Genomic DNA, 25,236 nt, shown 5'->3' on the forward strand with positions numbered 1-25,236 from the left:
GGATCGAGGCCAAGACCGGATCGAAGCCGGACCGGATCGAAGCCGGACCGGATCGAAGTCGGAAGGGATGAGCCGGGACCGGATCAGGGCAGGGTCAGGATCTCGTAGCCGTCGTCGGTCACCACGAGTGTGTGCTCGAACTGGGCGGTCCACCGGCGATCCTTGGTGACGACCGTCCAGCCGTCGCGCCACAGATCGTACTCATGGGTGCCCAGCGTGATCATCGGCTCGATCGTGAACGTCATGCCCGGCTCCATCACCGTGGTGAGCTGCGGGTTGTCGTAGTGCGGAATGTACAGCCCGGAGTGGAAGGTCTCCCCGATCCCGTGCCCGGTGAAGTCACGGACCACCCCGTAGCCGAACCGCCGCGCGTAGGCCTCGATGACCCGGCCGATCGCGTTGATCGGGCGGCCCGGCGCCACCGCCCGGATGCCCCGCATCATCGCCTCGTGGGTGCGCTCGACCAGCAGCCGGGCCTCCTCACTCACGTCACCGACCAGGAAGGTGGCGTCGGTGTCGCCGTGCACCCCGTTCAGATACGCCGTGACGTCGACGTTGATGATGTCGCCGTCCTCCAGCACGGTGGAGTCCGGGATGCCGTGGCAGATCACCTCGTTGAGCGACGTGCAGCAGGACTTCGGGAAGCCCTTGTAACCCAGCGTCGACGGGTAGGCGTTGTGGTCGAGCAGGAACTCGTGCACCACGCGGTCGATCTCGTCGGTGGTCACGCCCGGCTTGCAGTGCTCGCCGGCGAGCTGGGTGGCCTGCGCCGCGATTCGGCCCGCGATCCGCATCTTCTCGATCGTCTCGGGGGTCTGCACGTGGGAGCCGCGCCACTGCTGGGGGCGTTTCCTCCCGACATACTCGGGGCGGACGATCTGCGCCGGGACCGATCGCGCACGCGACTGCTTTCCCGGCACGAGTGGGGCACGTACGGTCATGACGAACAGCCTAACCGGCGGCGAGGACACCGTCCGGGCCCGTCCTTGCCGCTGCGCGGGCCGCTGTGGAATCGTGTTCGCGTGGATCAAGAGGGTGCGGACCCGGGCTTCTCCGCGGTCGGCGAGGTGACCGGCGATCGGGTCACCGTCAGGGTGACCGGCGAGGTCGACATGGCCACCGCCGGGGCGCTCCATCAGGCGGCCACGCCCGCCCGGGTGACGGCCGCGACCCTGGATCTGCGAGGGGTGACCTTCTTCGACTCGGCCGCCATCCACACCCTCGTCCGCCTGGTCGAGCACTACGGGGGCGCGATCGAGGTGCTCCCCTCCGACCGGGTGCGCCGGGTGCTGGAGATCTCCGGGCTCGGCGGGCAGCCGTGGCTCGAGGACTGCGGCTAGACGCGGCTCGAAGATCGCGGGTAGGCGGTGCTCGCGGGTTGCGGCTAGAGGCGACTCGAGGACTGCGGCTAGACGCGGCTCAGCGGGCGCCGCAGGGTCACCTCGGTGCCCTCGGCGGACCGGTGCACCGACAGCTCGGTGAGGGCACCGATCAGGGCCAGGCCACGGCCGCGGAACCCGGCGTCACCGACCGGCCGCCAGGTGCCCGTGTCGCGTACCGCCACCAGCACCGCGTCCTCCTGGAGCGACGCGGTCACGGTGATCACCGGCTCGGCCGGCTCGATCGGATGCTCGACGGCGTTGGCGGCCGCCTCGGAGACCGCCACCACCAGGTCGAACGCGTCCTCGTCGGGCACACCGTGCGCGGCCAGGAAGTCCTCCAGCCGGCGCCGCAGCACGGAGAGCCGGCCCGGGTCGGCGGGCAGCCGCAGGACGAACTCGCGAGGCTCGGTCACCTCGAGCGCGACCAGGGCGATGTCGTCGCGGCGGGTCTGCCGGGCCGCCTTGGCCAGCAGCGTGTCCAGCAGGTCGTCGATGTGCTCGGTGGGCTTGGCGACGTCGGCGGTCAGCTCGGCGAGACCGGTGTCGATGCCCTGCTTGCGGTCCTCGATCAGGCCGTCGGTGTAGAGCAGGAGCCGGGCGCCCGCGGTCAGCTCGGTCTCCCTGGTCGGGAACGTGACGTCGCCGAGGGCACCGATCGGCGGGCCGAGCGCGGAGTCGTACAGGAAGGTGCCTTGCGCTCCGGGTGTGATCAGCACGGGTGAGGGATGCCCGGCCGAGGAGAAGCTCATGCGTCGGCTCCGCGGATCGAATCCGACACAGAGCACGGTGGCGAACTGCCGCCGGCCGAGCGTGTCGACCAGCCGGTTCAGCCGGGTCAGCGCGGCGCCGCAGTCGAAACCTTCGAGGAGGTACGCCCGGAGCGCGTTACGCAGCTGGCCCATGCCCGCCGCGGCCTGCACGCCCTTGCCCACGACATCGCCGATGACCAGGTACAACGCGTCGTCCGGGCCGGCGATGACGTCGTACCAGTCGCCGCCCACCCGGGCCTCGTTGCTGCCCGGGACGTATCGCCCGGCCACGATGGCGCCCGGCACCCGCGGCAGCGAGTGCGGCAGCAGGCTGTGCTGCAGGGTCGAGGCGATCCGGTGCTCGGTCTCGTAGAGGCGGGCGTTGGCGAGCCGCAGCCCGACCAGCCGGGCGAGCTGGGTGAGCACCGCCGGCTCGGGCGGCACACCGGCGCCGGACCACACGCGCAGCTCGCCGAGCGGGGGCCCGGTGGTGGCCGGCAGCGGCAGGATCAGGTCGGGCGGGGCGGATCCGGCCGCGCCTCCGTCGCGTTCGGCCCGGCCGTCCGGGGTGGTCAGCACCACCCGGCCGGCCGACGTCATGGCCTGCACATGCCTGGCGGCCACCTCCAGCACCTCGGCGGTGGTGGGCACGGCGTTGAGGGCGGCGGCGGCGTCGACCAGCCCGCGCAGCCGGCTGACGGTCTCCCGGCGCTGCTGCCCGAGCTCCAGGTTGGCGCGGACGCGGGCGGTCAGCTCCCGGGTGGAGAACGGCTTGGCCAGGTAGTCGTCGGCGCCCGCGGACAGGCCCTCGACAGCGGACTCCTCCCCGGCGCGGGCCGAGAGCACGACGATCGGCACGTCGCGGGTACGCGGATCGGCGCGTAGCCCCGCGATGAGGCCGAAGCCGTCCAGCCGGGGCATCATCACATCGGTGAGAACCAGGTCGAACTGCTGCTCACGGGCCATCTCCAGGGCCTGCATGCCGTCCACCGCGGTGGACACGTCCCAGTACGGCCCGAGTAGCCGGGACACGTGCTCGCGCAGGTCGGCGTTGTCGTCGGCGAGCAGGATCCGGCCGCCGGCTCCGCGGTGCACCGGTTGCGGGGCGGCCGGCCCGTCCCCGGCCCACCAGGTCGCCTCGTCGACCCAGAGCCGTGGCTCGACCGGGTCGCCGGGCGGTGCCGGCTCGTCGCTGAGCCGGTCCGGCGGCAGGTGCGCGGTACCGAACGGGATCCGTACGGTGAACTCGCTGCCCTGGCCGGGCCGGCTGCGCACGCCGACCGAGCCGCCGTGCAGCCCGGCCAGCTCGCGGACCAGCGCCAGCCCGATGCCGGTGCCCTCGTGGCTGCGTGACCAGGCCCCGGTGACCCGGTGGAAACGGTCGAAGAGCAGCGCCTGCTCGGACTCGGGGATGCCGGCGCCGGTGTCGCGCACGGAGAGCACGGCCTGGCCGTTCTCAGCCCGGACCCGCACCTCGACGCCACCGTCACGGGTGAACTTGACGGCGTTGGAGAGCAGGTTGAAGACGATCTTCTCCCAGATCTCGTGGTCGACCCGGACCGGCTCGCCCAAGGGCGGCGCGTCGACGGTCAGCGTCAGCCCGGCCCGCTCGATGGCCGGGCGGAACGTGCCGGCCAGCCGCGCGGTGTGCTGCGCCAGGTCGGTGGGCCGGAAGACGGCCGCCATCCGCCCGGACTCCATCCGGGAGAAGTCGAGGACGGTGTTGACCAGCTTGAGCAGCCGCAGGGCGTTGCGGTGCACCGGCAGCAGGCGCTCCCGCAGCGCCCGGTCCGGTGCCTGCTCCTCGATCAGGTCCTCCAACGGCCCGAGGATCAGGGTCAGCGGGGTACGGAACTCGTGGCTCACGTTCGAGAAGAAGTTCGTCTTCGCCCGGTCCAGGGCGGCCAGCTCGGCGGCCCGGCGGCGCTCCTGCTCGTACGCGCGGACGTTGGCCACCGCCCGGGAGATCTGCGCCGCCGCCAGGTCGAGGAAGTCGCGGTAGTCACCGTCCAGTGCCAGGTAGCGGCTGACCCCGACGACCAGGGCGCCGACCGTGTCCGTGGCCGCGCCGATCGGCAGCACCAGGGCGTCGGCCGCGGCGGACCGCGGCGGGCTGGTCAGCTCGGCCAGCGTGACGGTGCCGGGCCGGCCGCCGGCGATCACCGCGCGGATACCGGGGTGGGGGTCCGCGTCGTCCAGGAACAGGGCGGCGTACGGCACGTCCTCGGCGGTGCCGGTGAGGATCGCGGCCGCTTCGGCGGCGAGGGCGGCCTGGTCCATGGGGTCGGCCAGGCGCCGGCCCAGCGCGCTGAGTGTGCGCACCCGGCGCTCGCCGAGGACCCGGCCGGTCGTCTCGGTGACGATGCACATCAAGCCGCCGGGGACGCCGTCCTCCGACCGGATCGGGTCGTAGGAGATGTCGAAGTACGTCTCCTCGGTGAACCCGTTCCGCTCGATCATGAACTGGTGATCGCGGGCGTAGAACGACTCGTCGCCGGCGATCACCCCGTCGAACAGCTCGCGCAGCACGTCCCACACCTCGGCCCACAGCTCGCTGCCCGGCCGGCCCAGGAACCCGGGGTGCTTGCCGCCCATCGTCGCGGTGTAGGCGTCGTTGTAGAACACGATGTGCTGCGGGCCCCAGAAGATGATGATCTGGGCCCGGGAGGCGAGCATGGTCACCACCGCGTCGGCCAGCTCCAGTGGCCAGGACGACGGCTCGCCCACCGCGGTCGCCCGCCAGTCCATCGTGGACATCCGGGCGCCCATGTCGCCGCCCCGCTCGAAGGCGTTGTGGAGCCGCCTCGGCAGGGCGCCCATATGCATGCCTCCCACAACATCCGGTCCGCCAGGCACGTTAACACCGGACCGGTGCCGCCGCTCGTCAGGTGATGACGGCTCCGTCAGGCCGCAACCGCCCGCGCCCCCGCCGAGGCCTCCGTCAGCGCGGCGAAGGCGCGGAGGTCGGAGGTGCGCTCCGGGTGCCACTGCACGCCCAGGGCGAACGCCGGGCCGGGGTGCTCGACGATCTCGATGACCTGGTCGTCGGGGCACCAGCCGACCGGCAGGAACTCACCCGGATCAGCGATCGCCTGATGGTGGAACGAATTCACCGTCAGGGTGCGCCCGAACAGCCGGTGCGCCGCAGTGCCCTCCTCGACCACCACGTCGTGCCGGCCGTAGTCGGAGGCGCCCGCGGCGAGCGGGTCGGTGCCGGCCGCGGCCCGGTGACGCTCGTGGCCGACCAGCTCCGGCAGGTGCTGGTGCAGGGAACCCCCGGTGGCCACGGCCATCAGCTGCATGCCCCGGCAGACGCCCAGCATCGGGAGCCCGGCTTTCAGGGCGGCGCGCATCAGCATCAGCTCGGAGGTGTCACGGACCGTGTCGACCTCGGTGGCCGGGTGTCGCGGCGCGCCCCAGTTCGCCGGGTCGATGTCGCCGCCACCGCAGAAGACGATGCCGTCCAGCGCCTCGAGCACGTCGGTGCCCGGGTCGTCCGGGGTGATCAGGACGGCCCGGCCGCCGGTGGCGTGCACCGCCTTCACATAGTTCATCGGCAGCATCGCGGCCATCAGGTCGTTACGGCCGTGGTGCACCTGCTCGGCGTAGGCGGTGAGTCCGATCAGCGGTCTGCGCATGCTTGCGTGAGCTCCTTCGATGCCGCCGCCACCAGGGCTCCGAAGAGCCGTCGGTCCCGGCTCACCTCCGGATGCCACTGGACACCCAGCACGAAACGCCGATCCGGGTCCTCGACGACCTCGGGAAGGCCGTCGGCGGCCCGCCCCGTGACGGTCAGCGGGCCCGGGTCTGCGACGCCCTGGTGATGGAAGCAGTTGATGGTCAGGTCGTCGCCCATCAGCGCGGCGATCCTGCTGTGCGGTTCGAGCACGACCTGCTGCGACCCGTAGACGCCCGGCGCCGGCCGGTGCTTCTCGTGGCCGAGCACGTCGGGCAGATGCTGGTGCAGGGTGCCGCCGGCGGCGACGGTGAGCAGCTGCATGCCCCGGCAGACACCGAGGACCGGCAGGTCACGGTCGAGAGCGGCGCGCAGCAGCACCAGTTCACCGGCGTCGCGCTCGGGGTGGATGACGGTGTGCGGCCCGGTGTCCTGGCCGTACAGCGACGGATCGAGGTCGGGGCCGCCGGCCAGCACCAGGCCGTCGATCCGGTCCAGCACGTCCGCGTCCAGGTCGTCCGGCGGCAGCAGCACCGCGCGGCCGCCGGCGAGCCGGACCGCCTCGGTGTAGTCGTGCGGGACCAGCGTGGTCGGGAGATCCGTCCAGACGCCCCAGTCGGCGCGCAGCACATAGGACGTTATGCCGATGATCGGACGCATCGCACCACCGTAGTCACAGGCGCGCGGCGCCGGTGAACCGACGCCGCGTCACGGGCCCATCTGTCCCACCTACACGGGGATCTGACCCGTACGGGCGGGGATTCGACCCCTTGCACCTTGTTGAGCTGGTGTTAAGGGTCTCCATCCCCACCGTAGCGGGTCGGTAAACCTCACAGCGGAGTTACGTACGCTCCGGTGATACCGCCGTCGACGACGAACTGCGACGCGGTCATGAACGACGCGTCGTCACTCGCCAGGAACGCCACCGCGGCGGCGATCTCGTCCGGTTCGGCGAACCGGCCCATCGGCACGTGCACCAGCCGGCGGGCCGCGCGCTCCGGGTCCTTGGCGAACAGCTCCATCAGCAGCGGGGTGGCCACCGGGCCGGGGCAGAGCGCGTTGATCCGGATGCCCTCGCGGGCGAACTGCACGCCCAGCTCCCGGGTCATCGCCAGTACGCCGCCCTTGCTGGCGGTGTAGGCGATCTGCGAGGTGGCCGCCCCGAGCAGCGCGACGAACGACGCCGTGTTGATGATCGAGCCCTTGCCCTGCCGCTGCATGTGCGGGATCGCGTACTTGCAGCAGAAGAAGACGCTCGTGGTGTTGACCTTGAGGACGCGCTCCCACGCGTCCAGGCCGGTGACCAGGATCGAGTCGTCGTCGGGCGGCGAGATGCCGGCGTTGTTGAAGGCGATGTCGACCCGGCCGTGCCGTTCCGCGACGCCGTCGAAGAGTGCCTTGACCTGCTCCTCGTCGCTGACATCACAGGCCACGAACTCGCCGCCGACCTCCTCGGCGACGGCCTTGCCGGCGCCCTCGGAGATGTCGACGGCCACCACGAAGGCCCCCTCGGCGGCGAACCGTCGCGCGGTGGCCAGCCCGATCCCACTGCCGGCGCCGGTGATCACGGCGACCCGGTCCTGCAAACGCTCCACTTAATCTCCCGTAGCCAGGAACACGTTCTTCACGTCGGTGAAGGACAGCAATGCGTCCGGGCCGAGCTCACGCCCGAGGCCGGACTGTTTCATGCCACCGAACGGCGTCCAGTAGCGCACCGAGGAGTTGCTGTTGACGCTCAGCGCACCGGTCTCCACCGCCCGCGAGACACGCAGCGCCCGGCCCACGTCCCGGGTCCAGATCGAGCCGGACAGGCCGTACTCGGTGTCGTTGGCCAGCGCGATCGCCTCGGCCTCGTCACGGAACGGCAGCACGCTGACCACCGGCCCGAAGACCTCCTCACGCCAGTGCCGGTCCGCGGTCGACCCGGCCAGCAGCACGGTCGGCGGGAACCACCAGCCGCTCCCCTCCGGCGCGGAGCCCCGGAACGCCACGTCGGCGCCGTCCAGATAGGACGCCACCGAGCCGCGCTGCCCGGCGGAGATCAGCGGGCCCATCTCGGCCGACTCGTCCGCCGGGTCCAGCACCCGGAAGTCCCGGACGGCCGGTTCCAGCAGCGCCAGGAACTTGTCGTAGACCGAGGCCTCCACCAGCAGGCGGGAGCGCGCACAGCAGTCCTGGCCGGCGTTGTCGAAGACCGCGCCCGGAGCGGCGGCGGCCGCCGCGGAGAGGTCCGAGTCGGCAAAGATGATGTTGGCGCTCTTGCCGCCCAGCTCCAGGGTCACCCGTTTCACCTGGTCGGCGCAGCCCGCCATGATCGACTTGCCGACCTCGGTGGAGCCGGTGAAGCAGACCTTGCGAACCGCCGGATGGGTGACGAACCGCTGCCCCACCACGCTGCCCTTGCCCGGCAGCACCTGGAACACGTCCTGCGGCAGGCCGGCCTCCAGAGCCAGCTCACCGAGCCGGATCGCGGTCAGCGGGGTCAGCTCGGCCGGTTTGAGCACCACCGTGTTGCCGGCCGCCAGCGCCGGGACGAAACCCCAGCCGGCGATCGGCATCGGGAAGTTCCACGGCACGATGATCCCGACCACGCCGAGCGGCTCGTGGAAGGTCACGTCGACGCCCCCGGCCACCGGGATCTGCCGTCCGGACAGCCGTTCCGGCGCGCCCGCGTAGTAGTTCAGCACGTCCCGGACGTTGCCGGCCTCCCAGCGCGCGTTGCCGATGGTGTGCCCCGCGTTGCGTACCTCCAGCTGTGCCAGCTCTTCGATGTGGTCCTCGACCACCGTCGCGAACCGCCGCAGCAGACGGGCCCGGTCCCCGGGGAGACCCGGCGCCACTCGGCGAAGGCTTTCCGGGCACGGTCGATGGCCGCATCGGTCTCTTCCAACCCCAGCGACGGTACGGTCGTGAAGACCTCGCCCGTCGAGGGGTTGATCACTTCTGTAGTCCCCACGCCAAGATCCTCACACTCAGAGGCGCTCGAATCCACGACGCAGCTCCCAGTCGGTCACCGCCGCGTCGTAGGCCGCCAGCTCCACCCGCCCCATGTTCGCGTAGTGGGACACGACGTCCGCCCCGAACGCGGTTTCCGCCACCGAACTGCCCTGCCACAGCTCGGTCGCCTCGCGCAGCGTCCCGGGCACCCGGCCGGCCGTCTCGTCGTGGTAGGCGTCGCCGCGGAACTCGTCCTCCAGCGACAGCTCGTTCTCGATGCCGTGCAGCGCTCCCGCGACCAGGGCGGCGATCGCCAGGTACGGGTTGACGTCCCCGCCCGGCACCCGGTTCTCCACCCGCATGCCCTGCCCGTGCCCGGCGATCCGCAGCGCACAGGTCCGGTTGTCGACGCCCCAGCGCAGCGCGGTCGGCGCGAACGAGCCGGGCTGGTACCGCTTGTACGAGTTGATGTTCGGCGCGAAGAGCAGGCTGAACTCGCGCATCGTGGCGAGCAGACCGGCCAGCACCCGCTGCCCGGTCTCGCTCAGGTGGGCCGGCCCGTCGCCGAGCATCGCCGACCGGCCGTTCTCGTCGCGCAGCGAGAAGTGGATGTGGCAGGAGTTGCCCTCGCGCTCGTTGGGCTTGGCCATGAAGGTCAGCGCCATGCCCTCCTGGGCGGCGATCTCCTTCGCCCCGTTCTTGTAGATCACGTGGTTGTCGGCACTGGTCAGCGCGTCGGCGTAGCGGAAGGCGATCTCGTGCTGGCCGAGGTTGCACTCCCCCTTGGCGCTCTCCGGGATCAGGCCGGCGCCGTACATCTCGTTGCGGATCCGGCGCAGCAGGGGCTCGACCCGTGCCGTGCCGAGCAGCGAGTAGTCCACGTTGTACTGGTTGGCCGGCGTCAGGCCGCGGTAGCCCTTGTCGAACGCCTGCTCGTAGGAGTCCCGGTAGAGGACGAACTCCAGCTCGGTGCCGGCGAACGCGGTCAGCCCGTGCGTCGCCAGCCGGTCGAGCTGGCGGCGCAGGATCTGCCGGGGCGACGCCGGCACCGGCTGCCCCGACGTGTCGAGCAGGTCGGCGAGGACCACCGCGGTGCCGGGCTGCCACGGGACCCGGCGCAGCGTGCTGAAGTCGGGCTTCATCACGAAGTCGCCGTAGCCGGTGGACCACGAGGACATCTCGTACCCGTCGACGGTGTTCATGTCCACGTCGACGGCGAGGAGGTAGTTGCATCCCTCGCTGCCGCCGGACACCACCTCGTCCATGAAGAACTTCCCATGCAGCCGTTTTCCCTGCAGCCGGCCCTGCATGTCGGTCAGGGCCAGAAGCACGGTGTCGATGCTGCCGTTGTCGACGGAGACGTCGAGTTCCTCGAGATCCATGTGTTCAGTCCTATCAGTCGACGGACTCGCCGTGGGCGGCCTTCTCCAGGAGGTTCTGCTTCGGCCCGGTGAACCACTTCCGGGCGCTGGCGAACCACCAGATCGCGGCCGCGCCGAGCACCACCGCCACGGCGACGATCGTGTAGTTGAAGGTCTCTGCGGTGATCGGGCTGCCGGGCGGCAGGACGAAGAGCACGCAGATGATCCCTACCCAGACGATCGCGATCCATCCGACCGGCGCGCTCCACTTCCCGAGATTCCACGGGCCGGGCTGGAAGTCCGGGTTGAGCCGGCGCAGCAGGACCGGGCCGACGTAGGCGATGTAGAGGCCGATGACCGCGATCGAGGTGGCGGCGAAGTAGGCGACCGTGTTCCAGAGCGACGGCAGGACGAGGAGGGTGGACAGGCCCACGCAGAGCCAGATGGAGTTGGTGGGCGTACCCGTGCGGGGGTTGACCTTCTTCCAGATCCGCGAGCCGGGGATCGCGTCGTCGCGGGCGAAGGCGTAGGACATCCGGGAGTTGGCGGTGACCGAGGCCATGCCGCAGAACCACTGCGCCACCATGCAGATGAAGAGCAGGAAGATCCCCAGGTCCTTGCCGACCGCGTCGATGAAGATCTGCGCCGGGGGCAGGCCGAGCTCCGTGCCGAGCGCCCCCTCGTAGTCCTGGATGGACCAGGTGATCGCGACCAGCAGCACGAAGCCGGCGATCACCGAGACCACCACCGACAGCACGATGCCGCGGGGCGCGGCGCGGGCCGCGTCGTGGGTCTCCTCCGCGACGTGTGCCGAGGCGTCGTAACCGGTGTACGTGTACTGCGCCATCAGCAGACCCATCAGCACCGCGTAGACGCCCGCCCCGGCGAAGGTGAACCCGGTCGCGTTGTAGACCTCGGTGAACACCTCGGAGATGGGTTTGTGCTGGTCGGGGACGACGGCGAGGATGCCGACGATCACCGCGACGCCGATCAGGTGCCACCAGGCGCTGATGTCGGACAGGACCCGCACCAGGTTCACGCCGAAGGTGTTCAGCAGGCCGTGGACCACGATGATGACCAGGAAGATCAGGAAGGTCGAGAGCGCCGTCACCTCCAGCCCGAAGGTCAGGCTGAGGAAGGCGGCCGTGGTGATCGCCGCGCCGAAGTCGATGGCCGCGGTCACCGCGACCTCGCCGAGGAAGTTGAACCAGCCGATGAACCAGGCCCAGGCCGGCTTGTTCTTCTTGGCCAGTGCGGCGGCCCACCAGTAGAGGGCGCCCGCGGTCGGATAGGCCGAGCACACCTCCGCCATGGCCAGCGCCACGAAGGTCACCATGATGCCGACGAAGAGCCAGCCGAGGGTGATCGCGACCGGACCACCGGCCTTCATCGCGATGCCGTACGAGGTGATCGCCCCGGCCAGGATGGAGATGATCGAGAACGAGACGGCGAAGTTGGAGAAACCGGAGAGTCGTCGGTGGAGTTCCTGCTTGTAACCGAGTTGGGCGAGTCTTTCCTCGTCGGTGCTCATCGGGATGCCCCCTACACACGAAGGACTGTGACCTGAGCCACTGCTCGGGTCATGATCGCTCCGCCGTGTTACGGCAGTCAATGCACAGGGTTAATTGCGTTGCCGCGAACCGGCCCCGCAGCGATCCTTGACGAGAGCGATCCTTCGGCCGGATCGACTGTGGACACCTCTCCGCCGGCGGCGGCGCGGGGCGCGGTCACCTCTCTCTTCCTCAGCGCCCGCCCCGCGTCGCCGCCGCACCACCCCCGCCACCCCACTCATCGAAGAAAGTGTTTTCCCAGCTCGGAAGGCCTTTCACCGAAAAAATCTACAGCGGCGACACTAGAAATCTCGCCGCTGGCGGCCTACATTTGGTTTGTCGGTCACGGCCGACAAGCAACTGGCCCAGTCGCTGAGTTGGAGGAGGAGGACGAGATACCGCAGCAACGCGTAATCACGACGTCCCCGGCCCGACAAGAGGTGATCGCAGCCGATGCTCATCACTCTGGTCGACTGCTAGCGGCACGCAGCCGGTCGACCACATGCGCCGGTAGAACCCGGCATCAGAATTGAAAAGCCAGGGCCCCGGTTACCCGCCGGGGCCCTGGTCTATGACGGGACGGAATCCCCGGCCGCGGCAGTCCGGTGTCCGGCGATGGGCCGCTCTCCCGCGCAGCCCCCGACCGGACGCGAGCATCCCCACACAGACCCGGCGCGGCTGAGCCGTACTTGCGGGTTCGTGGGATGGTCTGCCCATGCCATCGGTGAACCTCGACGAGTGGGTGCGGCCCGGCCCGACCGCGGCGCAGCGGCGCACCGACGTGTGGATCGGCCTGGCGGTCGCCGCCGTCGCCCTGGCCAACCTCTTCCTCACCCGTGACCTCGGCGATCCGGGCGACGTCGCACCCCTGCCCGAGCAGGTCGCCTGGGTGCTGGCCATCACGCTCCCGCTCACGCTGCGCCGGGCGTACCCCGACGTGGTCGCCGTGCTCATCGGCGCCGCTTTCATCGGCGGCCAGTTCCGTGGCTCGCAGGAGCAGCAGGTCACCATCGGCGCCCTGTTCGCGGCGATCTACGCCCTCGGCGCCTGGGGCCGCGACCGGGACCGGGCCCGGATCCTGCGTCTGGGCATCATCGGCGCGATGTTCGCCTGGCTCGTCTTCGGCTTCGTCTTCCTCGCCGGCGACTTCGGCGGCCCCGCCGAGAAGGCGTCGGTGGCATTCAACTGGTTCGTGGTGAATGCGGCGTTCTTCGCCTTCGGCTACCTGATGGGCGATGCCGCGTGGCAGCACGTCCGGCGCAGCCAGGCCCTCGAGGACCAGGCCGCCGAGTTGCGGATCACCCAGGAGGCCGCCGCCGAGCGGGCCGTCCTCGGCGAGCGCGTCCGGATCGCCCGGGAGTTGCACGACGTCGTCGCCCACCACGTGTCCGTGATGGGCATCCAGGCGTCCGCGTGCCGCCGCGCCCTCGACAAGGACCCGGACCGGGCCCGGGTCGCGCTCACCGCCGTGGAGGAGGGCGCCCGCACGGCCGTCGACGAGCTGCGCCGGATGCTCGGCGCGCTCCGGGCCGGCCCCGCCCCCGTCGCCGAGGAGGTGGTGCCGAACGCCGGCGTCGACCGGCTCGAGGAGATCACCGACCGGGCCCGGGAGGCCGGGCTGACCGTCCGCTACGCCGTCTACGGCGACCCGGTCCCACTGCCCGAGTCGCTGTCCCAGGCGGTTTACCGGATCCTCCAGGAGGCGGTGACCAACACGCTCAAGCACGCGCACGCCCGCACCCTCGACGTCCGCGTCCGCTACCTCAGCGGCGAGCTCGAGCTCGACGTCACCGACGACGGCCGGGGCGGCGCTCCCTCGGCCGGCGGCATGGGGCTGGTCGGCATGCGGGAGCGGGTGGCGGTGCACGACGGTGCCCTCGAACACGGCCCGCATCCCGGCGGCGGATACCGGGTGCGGGCCCGGTTCCCCTACCAGGCCGGGGTGACGCTGTGAGCCTCACCGTCCTGCTCGCCGACGACCACCAGCTGGTCCGGACCGGTTTCCGGGTCATCCTCGAGATGGAGGACGACATCACCGTCGTCGGCGAGGCCGCCGACGGCGCCCAGGCGGTCGAGATGGCCCTGCGCCTGCGGCCCGACGTGGTGTTGATGGACGTCGAGATGCCCGGTGTGGACGGTCTCGAGGCGACCCGGCGGATCACCGCGGCGAGCGGGCCGTCGGTGCTGATCCTGACCACCTTCGACCGTGACGACTACCTGTTCGCGGCTTTGCGTGCGGGCGCGAGTGGCTTCCTGCTCAAGAACGGCACCCCGGAGGCCCTGACCGAGGCGGTACGGGTGATCGCCGCCGGGGAGGCGCTGCTCGCCCCGGCCGTCACCCGCCGGGTCATCTCCACGTTCACGACGCCGAACGCCACCGGCGTGCGCCTGGACCAGCTGACGCCCCGCGAGCACGAGGTGCTGGTCCTGCTCGCGGGCGGCGCCACCAACGCGGAGATCGCGACCATGCTGCACCTCGGCGAGACGACGGTGAAGACGCACGTCAGCCGGGTGCTCATGAAGATCGGGGCCCGCGACCGCACCCAGGCCGTCGTGCTGGCGTACGAGCTGGGCGTGGTCCGTCCCGGCGGCTGAGGGTCCTTCTGGAGGATGACGTCCCCGCGCCGGACGACACCGCATCGATGATGATCTAGCGTTCTGGTCATGACAACCGTCCTGAACGTGGAGGCCGTCAACCGGTCCTTCGGGGAGCGGCAGGTCCTCAAAGACGTGTCGTTCGCGGTGGACTCCGGCCGGCTCACCGGCTTCGTCGGCGCGAACGGCGCCGGCAAGACCACCACCATGCGCATCATCCTGGGGTGCTCGCCGCCGACACCGGCACGGTGACCTGGCGCGGCAAGCCGATCGGCAAGAACGACCGGCAGCTGTTCGGCTACATGCCGGAGGAGCGCGGGCTCTACCCGAAGATGACGGTCGGGGAACAGGTCGTCTATCTGGGCCGTCTGCACGGGCTGTCCGCGGTGGACGCCAAACGGCGTACCACCGCCCTGCTCGAGCGCCTGGAGCTGGCCGAGCGCGCCGGTGACCCGGTGGAGAAGCTGTCACTCGGCAACCAGCAGCGGGCGCAGATCGCCGCGGCCCTGGTGCACGACCCGGAGCTGCTGGTCCTCGACGAGCCGTTCTCCGGCCTCGACCCGATCGCGGTGGAGACCGTGCTGGCCGTTCTCCGCGAGCGCGCCCGTACCGGCGCCGCCGTCCTCTTCTCCAGCCACCAGCTGGAGGTGGTCGAGCGTCTCTGCGACGACCTGGTGATCATCGCGGACGGCACGGTCCGCGCCGCCGGCTCCCGGACCGCCCTGCGTGAGCAGTACGCGCTGCCCCGCTACCGGATCGAGGTGGACGGTGACGCCGGCTGGGTGCGCGACGAGCCCGGCGTGACGCTGCTCGAGCTCGACGGCGCCCGGGCCGTCTTCGACCTGACCGACGGGGCCGACGAGCAGACGGTGCTGCGGGCCGCGCTGGACCGTGGCCCGGTCCGCGCGTTCGGGCCGGTCCGCCCCTCGCTCGCCGAGATCTTCCGAGAGGTTATCCAGTGACCACGTTCCAGGCCGCCCGGCTCGTCTTCGGCCGGGAGATCCGCGCCAAGCTCCGGGACAAGGCGTTCATCTTCAGCACGGTGTCGTTCCTGGTCGTCCTGATCGCGTCGATCGCGATCCCGGCCATGCTCAACAGCGGCCCGACGAAGGTGGCGGTGGTCGACAGCGCCGCCGTCCCGGCCCTGCGCGCGGCCCAGCTCGACGTCCGTGAGGTCGCCGACCCGGCCGCGGCCGAGCAGCTGCTCCGCGACGGCGAGGTGGAGGCCGTGGTGCTGCCCGGCCCCAAGGTGGTGGCCATGGAGGACGCGCCCAGCGAGGTGCTCGACGTCCTGAGCACCGTCCCGCCGGTGGAGCTGCTCGCCCCGCCCCCGTTCGACGAGTTCATCGCGATCTTCGTACCGCTCGCTCTGGCCATGCTCTGCTACATCACGTCCCTGCTCTTCGGCCTGCAGATCGCGCAGAGCGTGGTGGAGGAGAAGCAGACCCGGATCGTCGAGATCCTGGTCGCCACCATCCCGGCCCGGGCGCTGCTGGCCGGCAAGATCGCCGCGATGACCGTGCTCGCCTTCGCCCAGATCGCGCTGCTGTCGGTGATCGCGCTGATCGGCACGACGGTGGCCGATCTGGACGACGGGGCGATCAGCGCCCTACGGCCGGCGCTCGGCTGGTTCCTTCCGTTCTTCGTCCTCGGCTTCGTCATGCTGGCCACCCTGTGGGCGGCGGTCGGCGCGCTGGCCGCCCGGCAGGAGGATCTGGGCAGCACCTCCGGGACCGTGCAGATGGCGGTGCTCATCCCGTTCTTCGCGGTGCTCTTCCTGCGGGACAACGACGCGGCCCTGACCGCGCTCTCCTACTTCCCGCTGTCCTCGCCGATGGCCATGCCGATCCGGATCTTCGAGAACGGGGCGGCCGCCTGGGAGCCGTTCCTCGCGCTGGCGATCCTGGCCCTGAGCGCGGCGGGCATGCTCGCGATCGGCGCCCGCATCTACCACGGCTCGCTGCTGCGGACCAACGGCAAGACCTCGTTCGCCACCGCCTGGCGGACCCGCGTCACCACCGGCTGACCCGATCGGACCGGCGCCGGCCGACACCTCACCGGAGGATCGTGGGATATCCCGCACCTCCGGTGAAGTGTTGGACATCACGCCGATCCGCCCGGCAGGATCGGGGTCATGTCGATGCGATGGGGCATGACCGTGCCGTTCGGCGGCGTTCCGCTCTCCGAGCACGCCGCCGTCTTCTCGGCGCTGGCCGATGCGGGTTTCACCGACGCCTGGTCGGCCGAGGTCGCCGGCGCCGACGGGTTCACCCCGCTGACGCTGGCCGCTGCCTGGGAGCCGCGGCTACGCCTCGGCACCGCGATCGCACCGGCCTTCACCCGGGGGCCCGGTCTGCTCGCGATGACGGCCGCCGCGCTGGCCGAGGCGGCACCCGGCCGGTTCCAGCTCGGCATCGGCGCGTCGTCCCCGGTGGTCGTCGGCGACTGGAACGCCGTCGACTTCGACCGGCCGTTCGCCCGCAGCCGTGACGTGCTCCGCTTCGTCCGGTCGGCACTCGCCGGCGAGCTGGTCGACGGCGACTTCGACACGTTCTCGGTGCGCCGGTTCCGGCTGGAGCGCCCGCCCGCCACGCCGCCGCAGATCATGCTCGCCGCGCTCCGCCCGGGGATGCTGCGCCTGGCCGCCGCGGAGGCCGACGGTGTGATCCTCAACTGGCTGTCCCCCGCCGACGTGGCCACGGCTCTGGCCGAGACCAAGGAGGCGAAGGCGGACTTCGAGGTGGCCGCCCGGATCTTCCTGGTCCCGACCGAGGACGCCGCGTATGCCCGGACCGTCGGCCGCCGCATGATCACCGCTTACCTGACGGTGCCCGCCTACGCCGCCTTCCACCGCTGGCTGGGCCGTGCGGAGCTGCTCGCCCCCATGTGGCAGGCGTGGCAGTCCGGCGACCGCAAGGGCGCCCTGGCCGCTATCCCGGATCAGCTCGTCGACGAGCTGATCGTGCACGGCTCCCCGGCCGAGTGCCGGGCCCGTGTGCAGGCCTACGCCGACGCCGGCGTGACCGTCCCGATCATGGCGCTGACCCCGACGCCCGAGCTGGAGCGCGGCGGCCTCCCGGCCCTACTCGACCTGATCGCCGCCCTCGGCCGCCCGGCCTGACGCCGTTCCGCCCCGAACCCCGCCCGGCCCGGCGCCGTTGCGCCTCGCGCCGACCTCGCCTGCCTGCTGTCTTGGTGCCCGGTTCTTCCGCGCGGCCGGCCGCGGGATTCACGGCTCAGATCCGATCCAGGGCCTCGCGCAGGCGTTCCAGCAGCTCGGCCTGGGTGAACGGCTTCGTGATCAGGATGGTGTTGGGCTCGAGGGTTCCCTCGCCGGTGATGAACGGCTGGGCGTAACCGGACATGTAGACGACCGGCAGCCCGGGTCGGGCCTCCCGGACGTGCTCGGCGAGCTGGGGGCCGTGCATGTTCGGCATGATCACGTCGGTGAGCATCAGGTCGATGTGCCGGCTCGCGTCCTGCACGATCTTGACGGCCTCCGGCCCGCCGCCGGCGCTGAGGACGTGATAGCCGTTGCGGGTCAGGATGCGCTCGGTGACGGCGCGCAGGGCCTCCTCGTCCTCGACGACCAGGATCGTCTCGCCGCCACGCTGCAGCAGGGCGGGGCCGGTGGATGCGGTGGTCGCGGCCGGCAGCTCCTGCGTCACCGGGAGCAGAGCGGTCACCACGGTCCCGGCGCCGACCGTGGACTGCAGCATGGCGTACCCACCGGCCTGGGTGATGATGCCGTAGACGGTGGCCAGGCCGAGTCCGGTGCCCTCGCCGGGCGCCTTCGTGGTGAAGAACGGCTCGAAGACGCGTTCCAGGACGTCGGGTGGGATGCCGGTGCCGGTGTCGGCGACCCGGAGGCGCACGTACATGCCGGCCGGGACGGGCGGCCGCGTCCGGGTCGCCTCGTCGGCGGTGAGCTCCTGGTTGCCGGTGTGCACGGTGAGGGTGCCTCCGCCCGGCATCGCGTCACGCGCGTTGACGGCCAGATTGACGAGCACCTGTTCGATCTGGCCGGGGTCGGCGAGGACGGGCCAGAGCCGCGGCTCCAGGTCGGCGTGCAGCTGGATGTGCTCGCCGAGCGTACGCAGCAGGAGTTGCTCCACCTCGCGGATCACCACGTTGAGGTCGATGACGCGCGGACGGACCACCTCGCGGCGGCCGAAAGCGAGCAACTGGTGGGTGAGCTCGGTGGCCCGGCGGCCGGCCCGCAGCACCTGTTGCAGGTCGCGGGAGGCCTGCGGCCAGGCGCCGTCGGGATCGGCGTCGGCGGCTTCCTGGATCTGCTCGGCGACGAAACCGGCGTAGTTGAGCATCACCGCGAGCAGGTTGTTGAAGTCGTGGGCGACGCCGCCGGCCAGCTGACCGAGGCTCTCCAGACGTTGCGACTGCTGGAGCTGCGCCTCCAGACGTTCCCGTTCGGCGGCCGCGGCGAGGCGTTCCCGTTCGGCTTCCAGGCGCTGACGCTCGGCCTGTGCCTCGATGCGCTCGCTGACGTCGCGGATCGCGGCGGAGACGATCAGCCCGTCCTCGGTCTCCAGGGCGGAGAGGCTGATCTCGGCGGGGAACTCGCTGCCGTCCCGGCGACGGGCACGCAGGGCTTTGCCGGAGCCCATCGGCCGGGGACGGAGATCGGCGAAGTAGCGGTTTCGCAGGTCCGGGTGCCGGGCGCGGGCGGACTCGGGGACGAGCGTCTCGATCGGCTGACCGAACAGCTCGCTGCGCTGATATCCGAACAGCCGCTCGGCCTGGGCGTTGACGAGGGTGATCCGCCCGTCGGCGGCGACACCGACGATTGCGTCCGGCGCGGCCTCCAGCAGGCCCTGGAACTTCGCCTCCCGACGGACCCGGTCGCTGACGTCCCGGACCGCGGCGACGATCATCCCGCCGGAGGCGAGGGCGGAGAGGGAGATCTCGGCGGGGAACTCGCTGCCGTCCCGGCGACGGGCGGTGAGCGGGACTCCGGCGCCCATCGGGCGAGGACGGAGATCACGGAGGTACGCCCGGCGATGTCCCGGATGACGGTCCCGGAACCGCTCCGGAACCAGAAGCTCGATCGACTGCCCCAGCAACTCGGCGCGCTCGTAGCCGAACATCCGCACGGTCTGCGCGTTGACCACCGCGATGCGCCCGCCCCGGTCGACCGCGATGATCGCATCGGGGGCGGCCTCGAGGAGCCCGATGACGACGGCGTCGGAGGGTTCACTCACTCCGGCACCTCACCCCCGTTTTCCGCACGCTACGCCAGCATCATCGAGGGTAGGTCGCCGAACAATCCATGGGGTGGGTTTCCGCAGGTCAGACACGACGGGACGCGCCCGGGCAGGGCGCGTCCCGGGGGGCCGCGACACCGGATCCGCTCCGGTGTGCGGCGTGGTCACTCGCTCTCGGCGAGGATGGCGTAGAGCTTTCGCTTGGTCTCGTTGAGCACCTCCAGCGCCCGCTGACGCTGCTCGGCGGTGCCACTGAAACCGACCTGCTTGAGGGCGCCCATGATGCCGACCGCCGCGTCGCGGAAGTCCTGCACCTGGGACATGGTGTCGGCGCCGATCTCGGACCACGGCGGGTTCTGTGCCGCGGTCTCGGCCTCGGGCCGGCCGTCCTCGGTGAGCCGGTAGCTCTTGCGGCCGCCCTCGGCGGTGACCTCGATGAGGCCCTCGTCCTCGAGCAGCTGGAGGGTCGGGTAGACCGAGCCGGGGCTGGGCCGCCAGATCCCGCCGGTCCGGGCGTCGAGCTCCTGGATCATCTCGTAGCCGTGCATCGGCCGCTCGACCAGGAGCGCGAGGATCGCGGGCCGGACATTCTGCCGGCCACCGCGGCCGCCTCGCCGGCCCGGGCGACCGAACTCGGGCGGCGGGAAGCCGGGGCCGCCCGGGCCTCCGGCGCCGAAGGGGAATCCGGGCGGAAACCCGAACCCGCGCCTGCGGAACTCGCCGGGCCACCCGTGGCCACCGTGTCCGCGCTCTCCATGCATGTGCCTCATGATCTTCTCCGTTCTGTCGTCGATAGTTAGACGATATATCGGCAACCTGTCGGCGACAAGGGTTTCTGGGATCGCGGGGTTGCGATACGTGTCGACGGCCCGCTATCTGGCAATGTGGTACCTGTGTTGACGGTGCCCATTCGCCAGCTCGGTGAGCCCGAGCGCGCGGCCGTCGAGCGGATCCTCGACGCCGACCCTTACGCGGGTGCCCAGATCGCGGAGCGCGTGGCGGCCCACGGGCTGAACTGGTGGCGGTCGGACGGGCGGATCTACGGCTATGAGCCGCGCCGCCAGATCGAGTCGATCATCTGGTCCGGGGCACATCTGGTGCCGGTCGGAGCGACACCGCCCGCGACCGCGGCCTTCGCCGATCTGCTCGGCGCCGAGCCACGGATCTGCTCGTCGATCATCGGCCGCTCGGAGGCGGTGCTCGACCTGTGGGACCGGCTCGGCGGCAATTGGGGGCCGGCCCGCGATGTGCGGCCGCATCAGCCGCTGCTGGTGACCGACCGTGACTCGGCGGTCCGTCCCGACCCGGCGGTCCGGCTGGTCCGCTCCGGCGAGGTCGACCAGCTCTTCCCGGCCGCCGTGGCGATGTACACCGAGGAGGTCGGGGTCTCGCCGATGCAGGACGACGGAGGGCGCGGCTACCGGCGGCGGATCGCCGAGCTGGTCAAGGCGAAACGAGCGTATGCCCGCTTCGACGGCGACCTGGTGGTCTTCAAGGCCGAGCTCGCGATAGTCACCCGCCGCACCACGCAGGTCCAGGGCGTCTGGGTGCACCCCGGCTACCGGGGTCGCGGCCTGGCCACAGCCGCCATGGCCGCCGTGGTCGCGGACGCCCTACGCCGGGTCGCCCCCACGGTCAGCCTCTACGTCAACGACTACAACACCTCAGCCCGAAGGGTGTACGCCAATTGCGGCTTCACCTCAGCCGGAAGCTTCGCCACAGTCCTCTTCTAGCCCCACCCACCACCCACCCAGCAAGGGCCGCGAGCCGCCCCACCGCAGCCCACCCCACCCCGCACCCCCGCAGGCTCTAGACACCTGTACCACCACTGGCTCTAGGGCTGTACCACCGCTGGCTCTAGGCCTGTACCACCGCGCCACCCCGTAGTTTCCCAGTGAGCACGTAGCCACAGGGCGACCCGCAAAACGCCGCCGGTGTCGAGGCAGCCGATTTTCCGACGCCCAGCGGGGTTTGCTGGGTGGCGGGAAATCGGCTGCCTCGACACCGGTTAAAAGGCGTTTTGCCGCGGAGCGAAGCGCAGCAATCAAACCCAGCGTTTTGCCGCGGAGCGAAGCGCAGCAATCAAACCCAGCCGACCAGATTCTCAGTGCACGGTGACCGTCGGCCCCGGCAGCAGTTCGCGCAGCTCGTCAGGGAGTTCGGCCCCCATCTCGTCGGCGAGGCGGAGCGCCTCCTCGACCAGCGTCTCCACGATGATCGACTCGGGAACGGTCTTGATGACCTTGCCCTTGACGAAGATCTGCCCCTTGCCGTTGCCGGACGCCACTCCCAGATCAGCCTCGCGGGCCTCACCGGGCCCGTTGACCACACAGCCCATGACGGCGACCCGCAGCGGCACCGGGAACCCGTCGAGGGCCGCGGTGACCTGCTCGGCCAGGGTGTAGACGTCGACCTGGGCACGCCCGCAGGACGGGCAGGAGACGATCTCGAGGCCGCGCTCACGAAGACCCAGCGACTCGAGGATCTGGTTGCCGACCTTGATCTCTTCGACCGGCGGCGCGGACAGCGAGACCCGGATGGTGTCGCCGATGCCTTCGGCCAGCAGCGCGCCGAACGCGACGGCGCTCTTGATCGTGCCCTGGAAGGCCGGGCCCGCCTCGGTCACGCCGAGGTGCAGCGGGTAGTCGCACTGTTCGGCGAGTTGCCGGTACGCCCGGATCATGACGACCGGGTCGTTGTGCTTGACCGAGATCTTGATGTCACGGAAGCCGTGCTCCTCGAAGAGCGAGCATTCCCAGAGCGCCGATTCGACGAGCGCTTCGGCGGTGGCCTTGCCGTATTTCTCGAGGAGGCGCTTGTCGAGCGAGCCGGCGTTGACGCCGATGCGGATCGGGATGCCGGCGTCGGAGGCCGCCCTGGCGATCTCTTTCACCTTGTCGTCGAACTGGCGGATGTTGCCGGGGTTGACCCGGACCGCGGCACAGCCGGCGTCGATCGCGGCGAACACGTACTTCGGCTGGAAGTGGATGTCGGCGATCACCGGGAGCTGCGACTTCTTGGCGATCGCGGGCAACGCCTCTACGTCGTCCTGGGAGGGGACGGCGACCCGGACGATCTGGCAGCCGGATGCGGTCAGCTCGGCGATCTGCTGGAGGGTGGAGTTGACGTCCGAGGTGAGGGTGGTGGTCATCGACTGGACGCTGACCGGGGCGCCGCCGCCGACCAGCACTCCCCCGACGTTGATCTGGCGGCTCTTGCGGCGCGGCGCCAGAGGCGGCGGGGGGACGGCCGGCATTCCGAGACTGATCGCGGTCACTTTCGCATCACTCACTTGAAGATCGTAATGGGGTTGATGATGTCAGCGGTGGCGGTCAACAGGGTGAACGCGCCACCGATCAGGATGACCGCATACGTCAACGGCATGAGCTTGTAGTAGTCCACGCGGCCCGGATCGGGCCGGCGGAGCAGTCGGTACAGCCGGGAGCGCAGCGCCTCGAACCACGCGATGGCGATGTGACCGCCGTCGACGGGCAGCAACGGCAGCAGGTTGAACAGGCCGATGAAGACGTTGAGGGAGATGAAGACGCCCCAGAAGACCTCGGGCACGCCCTTCTCGATGGCCTCGCCGCCGATCCGACTGGCGCCGATGACGCTGATCGGGGTGTCCGGGTCGCGCTCGTCGCCGGTGATCGAGTTCCACAGGGCGGGGATCTTCTCCGGGATGCGGGCCATGGCCCGCATCGAGTTCTCGACGAGGAACCAGTTGTACTCCCCGGACGCCGGGATCGCGCCGAGGGCGTTGTAGTGGACGACCGCCGGCAGCTCGGTGGTCCAGCTGATGCCGGCCACGGCGACGTTGGAGATCGGACCGGACGGGTCACCGATCGGCCGTCGTTCGGCGGAGATCAGGTTGACCGTCTTCTGCCCGGGTTGGCCGTCTCGCGTGTACTCGAAGACGGTCGGCCCGGCCGGTGCGGCCCGGATGGCGTCGGTGAGCTGCCCGTAGTTGGCGATCGGGGTGGTGCCGACCTTGGTGATCACGTCGCCGGTCTGCAGGCCGGCGGTCTGGGCGGGCCCAACGGCGGCGCTGGCGGTGCCCGGTTTGCACTCGGTGCTGGTGTCGCTCAGGGAGGTCAGCAGGCAGTCGGCCACCCGGATCTGGGCGGGGGCGGTGCGCTCCTCGGCGGCCGTCCGCGGGATGTCCATGTTCGGCAGGCCGATGGCCCACGCCATCGCCCAGGCGCCGATCAGGGCCAGCATGAAGTGGGTGATCGAGCCGGCGGCCATCACGACGGTCCGCTTCCAGACCGGGAACCGCCACATCGCGCGGTGCTGGTCCTCGGGGGCGACGTCTTCGTCCTGCGGCGTCATGCCGACGATCTTGCAGAAGCCGCCGAGCGGGATGAGCTTCAACCCGTACTCGGTCTCACCGCGGTGGAACGAGAAGATGGTCGGGCCGAAGCCGACGAAGTACTGCGTGACCTTCATCCCGAAGCGCTTGCCGGTGATCATGTGACCCAGCTCGTGCAGGCTCACCGAGATCAGAATCGTCAGCGCAAAGGCTGCGCACCCCAGCCAGAACAGCATCAGGCTCCTTCAGCCACAGTCTCGATGGTCCGCTGCGCTTGGGCACGCGCCCATGCTTCTGCGGCAAGCACGTCCTCGACGTTACCCGGATCGGCGAAACCAGGGGCCGCTGCCAGCACCTGTTCCAGTGTGTCGACGATGCCCAGAAAAGGTAGCCGACCGGAGACGAAAGCGGCCACACACTCCTCGTTGGCGGCGTTGTAGACCGCGGGCAGGCAGCGCCCCGCCCGGCCGGCCTGTTTCGCCAGCTCGACCGCGGGAAACGCCTCGTGGTCGAGCGGCCGCAGCTCCCAGTTGTGGGCCTGGGTCCAGTCGACCGCGGCGGCCGCGCCCGGCACCCGCTCCGGCCAGGCCAGCGCGAGCGCGATCGGCAGCCGCATGTCGGGCGGGCTGGCCTGGGCGAGGGTCGACCCGTCGGTGAACTCCACGAGCGAGTGCAGCACCGACTGGGGGTGGACCATCACCTCGATGTCGTCGTACGGCACCCCGAACAGCTCGTGGGCCTCGATCACCTCGAGCGCCTTGTTGACCATGGTGGCCGAGTTGATCGTGACCACCGGCCCCATGTCCCAGGTCGGATGCTTGAGCGCTTCCTCGGGTGTGACGTTCGTCAGCTCCTCGCGCCGCCGGCCGCGGAAGGCGCCGCCGCTGGCCGTGAGCACCAGCCGCCGCACCTCGGCCGCCGTGCCGCCGCGCAGGCACTGGGCCAGTGCCGAGTGCTCCGAGTCGACCGGGACGATCTGGCCCTCCTTGGCGATCCGCCGGACCAGCGGGCCACCGGCGACCAGTGACTCCTTGTTGGCCAGCGCGAGGATCCGGCCGGACTCCAGAGCGGCGAGGGTGGGCGCGAGGCCGAGACTGCCGACCACGCCGTTGAGGACCACGTCACAGGGCCACCGGGCGAGCTCGGTCATCGCGTCCGGACCGGCCACGATCTTGGGGAGCTTGAAGTCGCCGGTCGCCCAGCCGCGCTTCTGCGCCTCGGCGTAGAAGGCGAGCTGCAGGTCCTGGGTGACCGAGGCGCGGGCCACCCCGACCACCTCGACGCCCAGCTCGAGCGCCTGGGCGGCGAGCAGCGCGACGTTGCCGCCGCCCGCTCCGAGGGCCACCACCCGGAACCGGTCCGGGTTGCGCCGGACTATGTCGATGGCCTGGGTGCCGATGGACCCGGTGGAGCCGAGCAGTACGAGGTCTCGCATACCGCCCATTGTCGCGG

Annotated in this window: 18 protein-coding genes and 2 pseudogenes; 7 read left to right on the forward strand and 13 right to left on the reverse strand. The window is 70.8% G+C overall.

Annotation, left to right across the window (positions count from 1 at the left end; translation table 11 throughout):
- Positions 1–83: 83 nt before the first annotated feature.
- Entirely contained in the window at positions 84–941 is an 858-nt protein-coding gene (gene map / locus ACQPZW_RS42860) for a type I methionyl aminopeptidase (protein ID WP_433791748.1), read from the reverse strand.
- Between the two features lie 81 nt (positions 942–1,022).
- Here map and ACQPZW_RS42865 point away from each other — a divergent pair, with 81 nt between their 5' ends.
- The gene (locus ACQPZW_RS42865; RefSeq protein ID WP_433791749.1) at positions 1,023–1,340 is read left to right on the forward strand and encodes an STAS domain-containing protein; all 318 of its coding nucleotides are present in this window, start codon (positions 1,023–1,025) and stop codon (positions 1,338–1,340) included.
- 68 nt (positions 1,341–1,408) lie between these two features.
- Here ACQPZW_RS42865 and ACQPZW_RS42870 read toward each other — a convergent pair whose 3' ends face one another.
- The 7 genes and pseudogenes from ACQPZW_RS42870 to ACQPZW_RS42900 form a co-directional block, all read right to left on the reverse strand.
- Positions 1,409–4,951 carry a SpoIIE family protein phosphatase gene (locus ACQPZW_RS42870; protein WP_433791750.1) on the reverse strand — a complete coding sequence of 1,181 codons (3,543 nt, stop codon included), beginning with the start codon at positions 4,949–4,951 and terminating at the stop codon, positions 1,409–1,411.
- Positions 4,952–5,034: 83 nt separating this feature from the next.
- A complete protein-coding gene (locus ACQPZW_RS42875) occupies positions 5,035–5,769 on the reverse strand; it encodes a gamma-glutamyl-gamma-aminobutyrate hydrolase family protein (RefSeq protein WP_433791751.1) in 735 nt (244 codons plus the stop codon).
- A complete protein-coding gene (locus ACQPZW_RS42880) occupies positions 5,754–6,467 on the reverse strand; it encodes a gamma-glutamyl-gamma-aminobutyrate hydrolase family protein (RefSeq protein ID WP_433791752.1) in 714 nt (237 codons plus the stop codon). Before ACQPZW_RS42880 ends, ACQPZW_RS42875 begins: the two co-directional genes overlap by 16 nt.
- A gap of 170 nt (positions 6,468–6,637) precedes the next feature.
- Complete coding sequence (locus ACQPZW_RS42885) at positions 6,638–7,402, reverse strand: 3-oxoacyl-ACP reductase (RefSeq protein WP_433791753.1); 765 nt, start codon at positions 7,400–7,402, stop codon at positions 6,638–6,640.
- Positions 7,403–8,763: pseudogene (locus ACQPZW_RS42890) on the reverse strand (aldehyde dehydrogenase family protein).
- Positions 8,764–8,779: 16 nt separating this feature from the next.
- The gene (locus ACQPZW_RS42895) at positions 8,780–10,126 is read right to left on the reverse strand and encodes a glutamine synthetase family protein (RefSeq protein WP_433791754.1); all 1,347 of its coding nucleotides are present in this window, start codon (positions 10,124–10,126) and stop codon (positions 8,780–8,782) included.
- Between the two features lie 13 nt (positions 10,127–10,139).
- Complete coding sequence (locus ACQPZW_RS42900) at positions 10,140–11,636, reverse strand: amino acid permease (RefSeq protein WP_433791755.1); 1,497 nt, start codon at positions 11,634–11,636, stop codon at positions 10,140–10,142.
- Between the two features lie 734 nt (positions 11,637–12,370).
- Between ACQPZW_RS42900 and ACQPZW_RS42905 the strand changes: the two genes are divergently transcribed.
- From ACQPZW_RS42905 to ACQPZW_RS42925, 5 genes and pseudogenes are all read left to right on the forward strand, one after another.
- Positions 12,371–13,609 carry a sensor histidine kinase gene (locus ACQPZW_RS42905; RefSeq protein ID WP_433791756.1) on the forward strand — a complete coding sequence of 413 codons (1,239 nt, stop codon included), beginning with the start codon at positions 12,371–12,373 and terminating at the stop codon, positions 13,607–13,609.
- Positions 13,606–14,250: a response regulator gene (locus ACQPZW_RS42910; protein WP_433791757.1), complete on the forward strand. Its 645-nt coding sequence runs from the start codon at positions 13,606–13,608 to the stop codon at positions 14,248–14,250. Before ACQPZW_RS42905 ends, ACQPZW_RS42910 begins: the two co-directional genes overlap by 4 nt.
- Before the next feature lie 69 nt (positions 14,251–14,319).
- Positions 14,320–15,212, forward strand: a pseudogene (locus tag ACQPZW_RS42915) (ABC transporter ATP-binding protein).
- On the forward strand, positions 15,209–16,276 hold the full coding sequence (locus ACQPZW_RS42920) for an ABC transporter permease (RefSeq protein WP_433791758.1): 1,068 nt from the start codon (positions 15,209–15,211) through the stop codon (positions 16,274–16,276). Before ACQPZW_RS42915 ends, ACQPZW_RS42920 begins: the two are co-directional and overlap by 4 nt.
- 126 nt (positions 16,277–16,402) lie before the next feature.
- Positions 16,403–17,371 (forward strand): LLM class F420-dependent oxidoreductase, encoded by a 969-nt coding sequence (locus ACQPZW_RS42925; RefSeq protein ID WP_433797793.1) that lies wholly within the window; start codon positions 16,403–16,405, stop codon positions 17,369–17,371.
- A 115-nt stretch (positions 17,372–17,486) separates the two neighbouring features.
- Here the strand turns inward: ACQPZW_RS42925 and ACQPZW_RS42930 are convergent, their stop codons facing one another.
- Both ACQPZW_RS42930 and ACQPZW_RS42935 read right to left on the reverse strand, forming a co-directional pair.
- Positions 17,487–19,469, reverse strand: a complete 1,983-nt coding sequence (locus ACQPZW_RS42930; protein WP_433791759.1) for a PAS domain S-box protein — start codon at positions 19,467–19,469, stop codon at positions 17,487–17,489.
- A gap of 167 nt (positions 19,470–19,636) precedes the next feature.
- Complete coding sequence (locus ACQPZW_RS42935; RefSeq protein WP_433791760.1) at positions 19,637–20,242, reverse strand: PadR family transcriptional regulator; 606 nt, start codon at positions 20,240–20,242, stop codon at positions 19,637–19,639.
- A 123-nt stretch (positions 20,243–20,365) separates the two neighbouring features.
- Here ACQPZW_RS42935 and ACQPZW_RS42940 point away from each other — a divergent pair, with 123 nt between their 5' ends.
- Positions 20,366–21,205, forward strand: coding sequence for a GNAT family N-acetyltransferase (locus ACQPZW_RS42940; RefSeq protein ID WP_433791761.1), 840 nt, complete (start codon positions 20,366–20,368; stop codon positions 21,203–21,205).
- Positions 21,206–21,576: 371 nt separating this feature from the next.
- Here the strand turns inward: ACQPZW_RS42940 and ispG are convergent, their stop codons facing one another.
- Genes ispG through dxr form a run of 3 tightly spaced genes read right to left on the reverse strand, consistent with a single transcriptional unit; the run spans position 21,577 to position 25,228 of the window.
- On the reverse strand, positions 21,577–22,749 hold the full coding sequence (gene ispG, locus ACQPZW_RS42945) for a flavodoxin-dependent (E)-4-hydroxy-3-methylbut-2-enyl-diphosphate synthase (RefSeq protein ID WP_433797795.1): 1,173 nt from the start codon (positions 22,747–22,749) through the stop codon (positions 21,577–21,579).
- 11 nt (positions 22,750–22,760) lie between these two features.
- A complete protein-coding gene (locus ACQPZW_RS42950; RefSeq protein WP_433791762.1) occupies positions 22,761–24,020 on the reverse strand; it encodes a M50 family metallopeptidase in 1,260 nt (419 codons plus the stop codon).
- On the reverse strand, positions 24,020–25,228 hold the full coding sequence (gene dxr / locus ACQPZW_RS42955) for a 1-deoxy-D-xylulose-5-phosphate reductoisomerase (protein ID WP_433791763.1): 1,209 nt from the start codon (positions 25,226–25,228) through the stop codon (positions 24,020–24,022). Before dxr ends, ACQPZW_RS42950 begins: the two co-directional genes overlap by 1 nt.
- Positions 25,229–25,236 lie beyond the last annotated feature (8 nt).

Origin of the sequence: Actinoplanes sp. CA-252034, from assembly GCF_050956125.1 — a bacterium.
GTDB lineage: Bacteria > Actinomycetota > Actinomycetes > Mycobacteriales > Micromonosporaceae > Actinoplanes.